The 7,252-nt window shown below is 61.2% G+C and carries 6 protein-coding genes and 2 pseudogenes; 4 read left to right on the forward strand and 4 right to left on the reverse strand.

Annotated elements, in window-relative coordinates:
- Positions 1 to 1,576 (reverse strand): annotated as a pseudogene (locus L0H65_RS11255) (glutamine-synthetase adenylyltransferase); the annotation flags it as partial.
- Between the two features lie 79 nt (positions 1,577 to 1,655).
- Positions 1,656 to 2,219, reverse strand: a complete 564-nt coding sequence (locus tag L0H65_RS11260) for an inner membrane-spanning protein YciB (protein ID WP_301459075.1) — start codon at positions 2,217 to 2,219, stop codon at positions 1,656 to 1,658.
- A gap of 182 nt (positions 2,220 to 2,401) precedes the next feature.
- Between L0H65_RS11260 and L0H65_RS11265 the strand changes: the two genes are divergently transcribed.
- The 3 genes from L0H65_RS11265 to L0H65_RS11275 all read left to right on the forward strand — a co-directional run bounded on the left by L0H65_RS11265 (position 2,402) and on the right by L0H65_RS11275 (position 4,660).
- Positions 2,402 to 2,848 (forward strand): DUF2852 domain-containing protein, encoded by a 447-nt coding sequence (locus tag L0H65_RS11265; protein ID WP_301459077.1) that lies wholly within the window; start codon positions 2,402 to 2,404, stop codon positions 2,846 to 2,848.
- 76 nt (positions 2,849 to 2,924) lie between these two features.
- Entirely contained in the window at positions 2,925 to 3,368 is a 444-nt protein-coding gene (locus L0H65_RS11270) for an RDD family protein (protein WP_301459078.1), read from the forward strand.
- A 425-nt stretch (positions 3,369 to 3,793) separates the two neighbouring features.
- Positions 3,794 to 4,660, forward strand: a complete 867-nt coding sequence (locus tag L0H65_RS11275; RefSeq protein WP_301459080.1) for an arginyltransferase — start codon at positions 3,794 to 3,796, stop codon at positions 4,658 to 4,660.
- Positions 4,661 to 4,774: 114 nt separating this feature from the next.
- On the opposite strand, the gene L0H65_RS11280 is transcribed toward L0H65_RS11275, so the two are convergent.
- Entirely contained in the window at positions 4,775 to 6,112 is a 1,338-nt protein-coding gene (locus tag L0H65_RS11280) for a glycerate kinase (protein WP_301459082.1), read from the reverse strand.
- 106 nt (positions 6,113 to 6,218) lie between these two features.
- Between L0H65_RS11280 and L0H65_RS11285 the strand changes: the two genes are divergently transcribed.
- Complete coding sequence (locus L0H65_RS11285) at positions 6,219 to 6,932, forward strand: acylneuraminate cytidylyltransferase family protein (RefSeq protein WP_301459084.1); 714 nt, start codon at positions 6,219 to 6,221, stop codon at positions 6,930 to 6,932.
- On the opposite strand, the pseudogene L0H65_RS11290 reads toward L0H65_RS11285, so the two are convergent.
- Positions 6,916 to 7,252, reverse strand: a pseudogene (locus L0H65_RS11290) (3-deoxy-D-manno-octulosonic acid transferase); the annotation flags it as partial. The gene L0H65_RS11285 and the pseudogene L0H65_RS11290 overlap by 17 nt on opposite strands.

Below are 7,252 nucleotides of genomic sequence, written 5' to 3' on the forward strand. Positions count from 1 at the left end.
CAATCAGTTGCGGGTTCGCCTCAAACAACGAGAATATCTGCACCCCCGCAGGCAAGCCGCCAAGGAAACCATCAAAGGCCAGCAGCGCCTCATCCGGGTTGGCGGCGGTTTGCAGACGTTTGAGCAGGCCAGGTCGGACACGGCGGAAGATCATCCCGGCCCGTTCAGACCGCAGTGCCGGGTAACTGGCCCAACCCCGCACGATATTGCGGGCGTAGTCGGAAAGCGCCGGCCCCTCCTCCACTTCCGCCGGGGCAAAGAAACCTTCGGTCAGATGGTCGGTGCGCTGAAGTCGGTCGATCAGGTCATTGCGGAAACGCGCAACATCGCTTTCCCCCGTGAAAGCCGCGATGCGTGCCACACCCTCGGTGCTTGCAGGCATGTCATGGGTTTGCGCGTCATTCACCATTTGCAAGCGATGCTCCACCTCACGATGCGCGCGGTAAAGTGTGGTCAATTCTACGGCCACTTCTGTCGGAATCCAGCCTTTGTCGGCCAAAGCAGCGAGGCTGGCCACGGTGCCACGTCCGCGCAGATCAAGGTCGCGCCCGCCTGCGATAAGCTGCCGGGTCTGGGTGAAAAATTCGATCTCCCTTATGCCGCCGACGCCCAGCTTCATATTGTGGCCTTCCACGACGATCGGGCCATGCAGACGGCGATGGTCGCGGATGCGCAACCGCATGTCATGCGCGTCCTGAATGGCAGCGAAATCGAGATGCTTGCGCCAGACAAACGGCGTCAGGGTTTTCAGGAAGCGTTCCGCTGCCGCGATGTCGCCGCCACAGGGACGCGCCTTGATCCATGCCGCGCGTTCCCATGTGCGCCCCACGCTTTCGTAATACTGTTCCGCCGCCGCCATCGACAGGCACACCGGCGTCACCGCAGCATCCGGGCGCAGCCGCAAATCGGTGCGAAAGACATAGCCATCCGCCGTGCGGTCGCCGATCAGCGCCGCCATTCTACGCGCGACCCGAATGAAGGCCGCCCGCGCCTCCGCCGCGCTGTCGGGGTAGCGTGTCTCATCGAACAGGCAGATCAGGTCAATGTCGGAGGAATAGTTCAACTCCCCCGCGCCCATTTTGCCCATCGCGAATGTCACCATCCCGGCGGCGGTTTCCGCATCCTCGGGCCGTGCATCCGGGATTTTGCCGCGCCGGATCTCATCTGCCACAAGACGGCGCATCGACAGATCAACCGCACGGTCGGCCAGTGCCGTCAAGGCACCCGTCACCTCCTCCAACGCCCAGACCCCGCCGAGATCGGCAAGCGCCGCCAGCAGGGCAACCCGACGCTTTGCGCGGCGCAATCCACCGGGCAGGTCGGCAAGAGCGAGCCGGTCCAAAGAGTCGAGTTCGGTGGCGAGTACGGGTTCCGGCGCGTCCGACAGCGCCGCGCGCATCCATTCCGCCTCTTGCCGCATCAGATCGCAAAGGTAGGGGCTGCATCCGGCGCTGCCTGCCACCAACGGCACAAGGTTCGGGTCAAGATCGGCAAACTCCGCCGCGATTTCCGCCCCGATATCGGGATCGAAAGGCAGGGGATGGCGGCGCAGTCGGGAGGTGAAATTGCTGTGCATCGCCCCAGTTTGCCGCGCGCGACAGGCGCGGTCAATGTTCGGTTACGGTGCCAATGAGGATGATTGACACAGACGCCGCCTAGCCTTGAGATGCCACCCGTCGGCGCTGTCGGCCAATCAGGCGCATCACTGCAAATTGCATCACAAACAGCGTAACCTTGCTGGCGATGGCATAGACCGACATGAAGGCCGCCCAGGTCAGCGCATCTGTATGCGGCGCAACCACAAGGTTCAGCACAGCGGAAAACAGCATCAGCGCCGCCCACAGGTAGCCGAAGATCACCGCGACATCGGGCAGCAATTCTTGCGCCACCGGCGGCAGATACCGCATCATCCAGCCGCGCTTCAGCATCACAAACCCGATCAGTGCATAAACAACGCTCGGCTTGATCATCACCAGACGCGCATCGCCGCTGACCAGCGCTGCCGTGCCCGAGGCCAAGACCAGCACCAGGCTCATCGCTTGAAGTGCCTCGATCGGGCGACGGTTCCAGAGTTCCCACAAAAGCTGTGCGACGCCCAGAACCATACCGGAGATCACCGCAGCATAGAGGTTTGAGGTGAGCAGAAAGACGATCAGGAATAGCAGGGTCGAAGCAAGGTCAAACAACACAAGGCCCGCTGATTGAAGGAAAATTTTCACAACAAGACTCCTGAAAACCGCAAACCGTTACGCCCGGCAATGCGCCAGTCTTTACCCAACGTCAAGGGCATCTGACCTAAATGTAAAACTTTTTAACATTGCCTCTTGAAAGGTCGGGACGGAGTGATAATCTTGGTAATGTAAACCGAGTAAACATCAACCTGAACCACGGAGAGTGCACAATGTACGACACAACGACTCAAAGACTGCCCAGCGGCATGATGTCCTGGCCTCGCCGTGTTGAGGCTTGGATGGATGAGCGGGGCAAAGGTGCCTGGATCGCCGCGATGGTCCTTGCCTTCATCTTCGTCTGGCCCGTCGGGCTGGCCCTTTTGGCTTATATGATCTGGAGTAAACGCATGTTCAACCGTTCCGCCTGTCGTCACCACAATCACCGCCACGGCCGTCAGTCGTGGAACAACACCTCCGGCAACTCGGCCTTCGATGCCTACCGCGACGAAACCATCCGCAGGCTCGAAGCGGAGCAGGACGCCTTTGAATCCTTCCTCAAGCGTCTGCGCGATGCCAAGGACAAGCAGGAATTCGATTCCTTCATGGATGAGCGCGCAAAAGACAACCGCGACGAAGCGTCGGCTGACTCCGCCGCCAAGGATGTCTCTGCCTACTGAAACCGAAGGGCGGCCCATCGCAGGCCGCCCCGTTCCCAGTGCCTTCTCCCCCCATCCTCGACAAAGGACTGCCCCGATGTATGCCAACGCGTTGCCCGACCCCGAATTCAACGCCGAGTTCTATGACGGCGTTGCGCTGAAGCGCGGGTTGGCCTGGATTGTCGATACCATTCTGACCCTGATCCTGACCGCGATCATCGTGCCGTTCACTGCCTTCACCGCGTTCTTTTTTCTTCCGGCGCTGTATGTAGGTGTGAACATGGCCTATCGCTGGATCACCATTGCAAGTCGTTCCGCCACCCCCGGCATGCGCCTTGCCGCGATTGAGCTGCGTCGTTTTGATGGTAAGCCGTTTGATGGCGGCACCGCGTTTCTTCATACGATGGGTTATGCGGTCAGTATGGCTTTCGTGATCCCGCAGGTGATATCCGTGCTCATGATGATGTTTGGCCCGCGCGGCCAAGGCTTGACCGATGCGGTGCTTGGCAGCGTCGCAATCAACAAGACCGCACGGTTCTAAGCGTTGGCGCGAAGGAGTGCGCGACCCAGGTTTGCGGTTTGTTTGCCCCATGGCGCGACCCGGACCGCGCAAACGCCGTGCTGGCTTGGACGCAACCTCAATATGGATTGGGCTGCCGCAGCGGGTGTGACACGGTAAAATTCTCTCGGCCGTAACACGATCTTCGGATCGGAGTGCAATGTGGGGTTTCCGGGAAACCGACTGAGGGGCCCCACCACCCGCGCCACCTCCTCAACAGTCACTGAAATGCAAAAAGCGCGCTTTCCGATTCCCGTTGGCACAATCCCAATGCAGCCAAATTCCGCCCAATTCGCAAAAACCAGCGGAAAACGACGCAATTTCGGCCACTCGCACCGCAGTCTGACCTTGGCGCGGGATGGGCGGCTTGCTAACCTGTGTTTGAATCTCAGGTTTTTCAGGCAGCGATGCGACATACCCTTCCCCTCGCCCCGCAATTCTATGTGACGGCCCCGCAACCCTGCCCCTATCTCGATGGGCGGATGGAGCGTAAGCTGTTCACCGCGCTGCAAGGGGAACATGCGCAGCGGCTCAATGACACCCTGTCGAAGCAGGGGTTCCGGCGGTCGCAAAATGTGCTTTACCGCCCGTCCTGTGCCGAATGCTCGGCCTGCCTTTCGGCGCGGATCCGGGTGGCTGATTTCAAACCATCGCGCACCCAGCGCAAGGTTTTGCGCCGTAACGCCAACCTGACGCGCAACGCAACCAGCCCTTGGGCGACAGAGGATCAATTCGCCCTGTTCCGCCGCTATCTCGACTACCGCCACGCGACCGGCGGCATGGCCGACATGGACATATTCGAGTTCGCCGCGATGATTGAGGAAACACCGATCCGCAGCCGGGTAATCGAATATTCCGAAGGCGCAAAGCGCGGACCCGCCGATCTGGCCGCAGTCTCGCTGACAGATGTGTTCGACGACGGGCTGAGCATGGTCTATTCGTTCTACGACCCTGATCTTGTCGGGCGTTCACTGGGAACCTACCTGATCCTTGACCATGTGGAGATTGCGCGCAGCGCGGGCCTGCCCTTCGTCTATCTTGGCTATTGGGTGCCCGGTAGCAAGAAAATGGGCTATAAGGCGGGGTTTTCGGGGTTGGAGATTTACAAGGGCGGCGAATGGCAACCGATTGGCGACCCGGCCGACCATCAGGTCGAATTGCACCCACTGTCTGTGGATCCGATTGCCGAACAGGTCGCCCGCATCAGCCTGCCCGACGGCAGAAGCCCGAAAGACCGACCGACGACGCTGCCACCGCAGGGTGGCAAACGCTAAAGCGTTTCGCCTTTGCTTTGATACATCGCAGCTCGCTTTTCGCCCGCGCCCGAGGGGAAAGTCAGGAAACGAGCAGTTCGATGCCAAGTCTCAACGCGACAAGCCTGTACAGCGTCAGCTCTCCGGCAAGATCAGGATAGCGCGGAAATCATTGACATTGGTAAGGGTTGGTCCCGTCACCACCTGCCCGCCGATCGCGCCGAAAAAACGATGCGCGTCGTTCCGCGCCAGTGCCTTTGCCGGGTCGATCCCTTTTGCGCGCGCCAAGATCAGACACTCCGGCCCCGCAACCGCACCCGCCACCTCTGCCGCGCCATCGACGCCATCAGTGTCACAGGCGAGGACATGGATGTCCGGCGCGCCGTCAAGTGCTATGGCCGCTGCCAGCACATATTCCGCATTCGGCCCGCCGATCCCGTTCCCGCGCCGCGTCACGGTACATTCGCCCCCGGACAGCAAAACCAAAGGCTTGCCGGTGGCCGCAACCTCACCGCGCAGCGACAACGCAAGCCGGGCGTGGGCCGCGCCCAGTTCCCGCGCCTCCCCTTCCAGCGCATCGCCAAGCGGGTGGGTGATAACGCCTGCGGACTCCGCATATTCTGCCGCCGCCGCAAGCGATTGCGCTGGCGCGGCGATGATGCGGGTTTGCGCCATTGCCAAGCGGGGATCATCCGGCGCTATAACGGTGGAGGGCCGTTGCAACACTGCGAGCACCGCCGCAGACGCCGTAATCCCGTGCCGCACCAGAATCGCCCGCGCATCGTCTGGCGTGCTGACCTCGCCCACCGTCGGACCGGAGGCAATCTCTGCCGGGTTGTCGCCGGGAACATCGGAAATCAACAAGGTCAGCAGCCGAGCCGGATGGCACGCCACCGCGAGCCGCCCAGCCTTCACGCGGCTCAGATGCTTGCGGACCACGTTCATTTCACCAATCGGCGCGCCGGATGCAAGCAAGGCGGCATTGACCGCCATCTTGTCCGCCAAGGTCAAACCTTCGGCTGGCGCACAGAGCAACGCCGACCCACCGCCCGAAATCAGCGCCAGAACGAGATCATCCGGGCCAAGCCCCGCGACCAATTCCAGCATCCGCAATGTTGCCCGCGCGCCCGCTGCGTCCGGCACCGGATGTCCTGCCTCCACAATTTCCACGCCTTGGGTCGGGCGGCCATAGCCGTAGCGGGTGATCACCAGCCCCTCACATGGCCCGATTGTCTTCTCCACCGCTTCGGCCATCCGCGCACTGGCCTTCCCCGCCCCGATCACCAGAAAGCGCCCCTTTGGGCGCGGCGGGATCTGCCGCGGCACGACCTGCATCGGATCAGCAACCGCCACGGCCCGATCAAACAACGCGGTCAGAAACGCGCGCGCGCTTGATGCAACGATTGGGCGCTGCGGGACGGGCAGCGAAACGCTGGCGGCTTTCGGCAGAGCATTACCCGGCTTATCTGCCATCTTCAAACCTTCCCGAACCCCAGCCCGACAGGAAACTCCGGCCCGACCCGATTGCAAATTCCCTGAAACATTGGCATTTTCGCCGCAGCCAACAAAGGGGAAAGCGATGATCATTGGCCATATCGGGGTGCGCAAAGGCTCCAAAGGCGTGCCGGGCAAGAATTTTCGCGCGATTTGCGGCAAACCCCTAGTGGATTGGTCGCTGGATCAACTTTTTGCCGAACCGCGAGTCGATGCGGTAGTCGTCTCTACTGATGATGAAGCGATGTATGACCATGCGATCAAACGCGGCGCGCTGGAAATCGGTTTGCGCCCTGCGGAACTGGCAACCGATACCGCTGGCAAGTTCCACGTCTGGCAACACGCCCTGCGCGTGACCGAGGCGATCACCGGCCCTGCGTCTGCGTTTCTGGACCTTGATTGCACTTCGCCGTTGCGCCTGCCCGACGATATCACCGGCGCGCTGGATCTGTTTGCGCAGGAGGCACCGGATATGGTGATGTCCTGCTGCGATGCGCGCAAGAACCCCTATTTCAATCTGGTGGAACCTGATGCGTCCGGCGCGCTGCATGTGTCAAAACCGCTGCCTGGTCGCGTATTGGCGCGGCAACAAGCGCCGGTGGTTTATGAGCATGTCGGCGTCGTCTATGTCGTCGCGCCGGAGTATCTGCGTCGCGCCGAAGGGCTTTATGACGGGCGGGTGATCCCTTACGTTCTGTCTCCGGAACGATGCCACGATATCGACAACCCGTTCGATTGGACGATTGTGGAGTTTTTATTGCAACAGCAGATTGACGCCGGCCTCAAGCCAAAAGCCTGACAATCCCGGCCAAGGTCCGCTGCGTCGCCCCGGCATGAGCGGCGAAAAACGCATCAATCTGCGCGGGCGTGGGATCATCCCGCGCGATCAGTGCCGCAGCCAACGCCTGTGCATCGGGGACAGAGCGCGCCACCCCTGCCGCTGCGGCCTCCTCAAACGGGTATTCGATGGTGAAGGTTTCAGGCCCGACCAGAACCGGTTTTTTCAAAGCGAGCGGTTCGATGATGTTATGCGCGCCTTTCGGGTTGAAACCGCCGCCAACTACCACCCGGTCGGCCATGGCAAGGTAGAAATACATCTCCCCCAGTGAATCGCCAAGC

It is taken from the genome of Pseudorhodobacter sp., assembly GCF_030452865.1.
Classification (GTDB): Bacteria; Pseudomonadota; Alphaproteobacteria; order Rhodobacterales; family Rhodobacteraceae; genus Pseudorhodobacter.

What these genes read in the sequence shown, in the direction of transcription:
- L0H65_RS11270 (WP_301459078.1), top strand. Translation starts at nt 2,925, where the DNA reads ATGTATGCCAACGCGTTGCCCGACCCCGAATTCAACGCCGAGTTCTAT.
- L0H65_RS11280 (WP_301459082.1), bottom strand. Translation starts at nt 6,112, where the DNA reads ATGGCAGATAAGCCGGGTAATGCTCTGCCGAAAGCCGCCAGCGTTTCG.
- L0H65_RS11275 (WP_301459080.1), top strand. Translation starts at nt 3,794, where the DNA reads ATGCGACATACCCTTCCCCTCGCCCCGCAATTCTATGTGACGGCCCCG.
- L0H65_RS11265 (WP_301459077.1), top strand. Translation starts at nt 2,402, where the DNA reads ATGTACGACACAACGACTCAAAGACTGCCCAGCGGCATGATGTCCTGG.
- L0H65_RS11285 (WP_301459084.1), top strand. Translation starts at nt 6,219, where the DNA reads ATGATCATTGGCCATATCGGGGTGCGCAAAGGCTCCAAAGGCGTGCCG.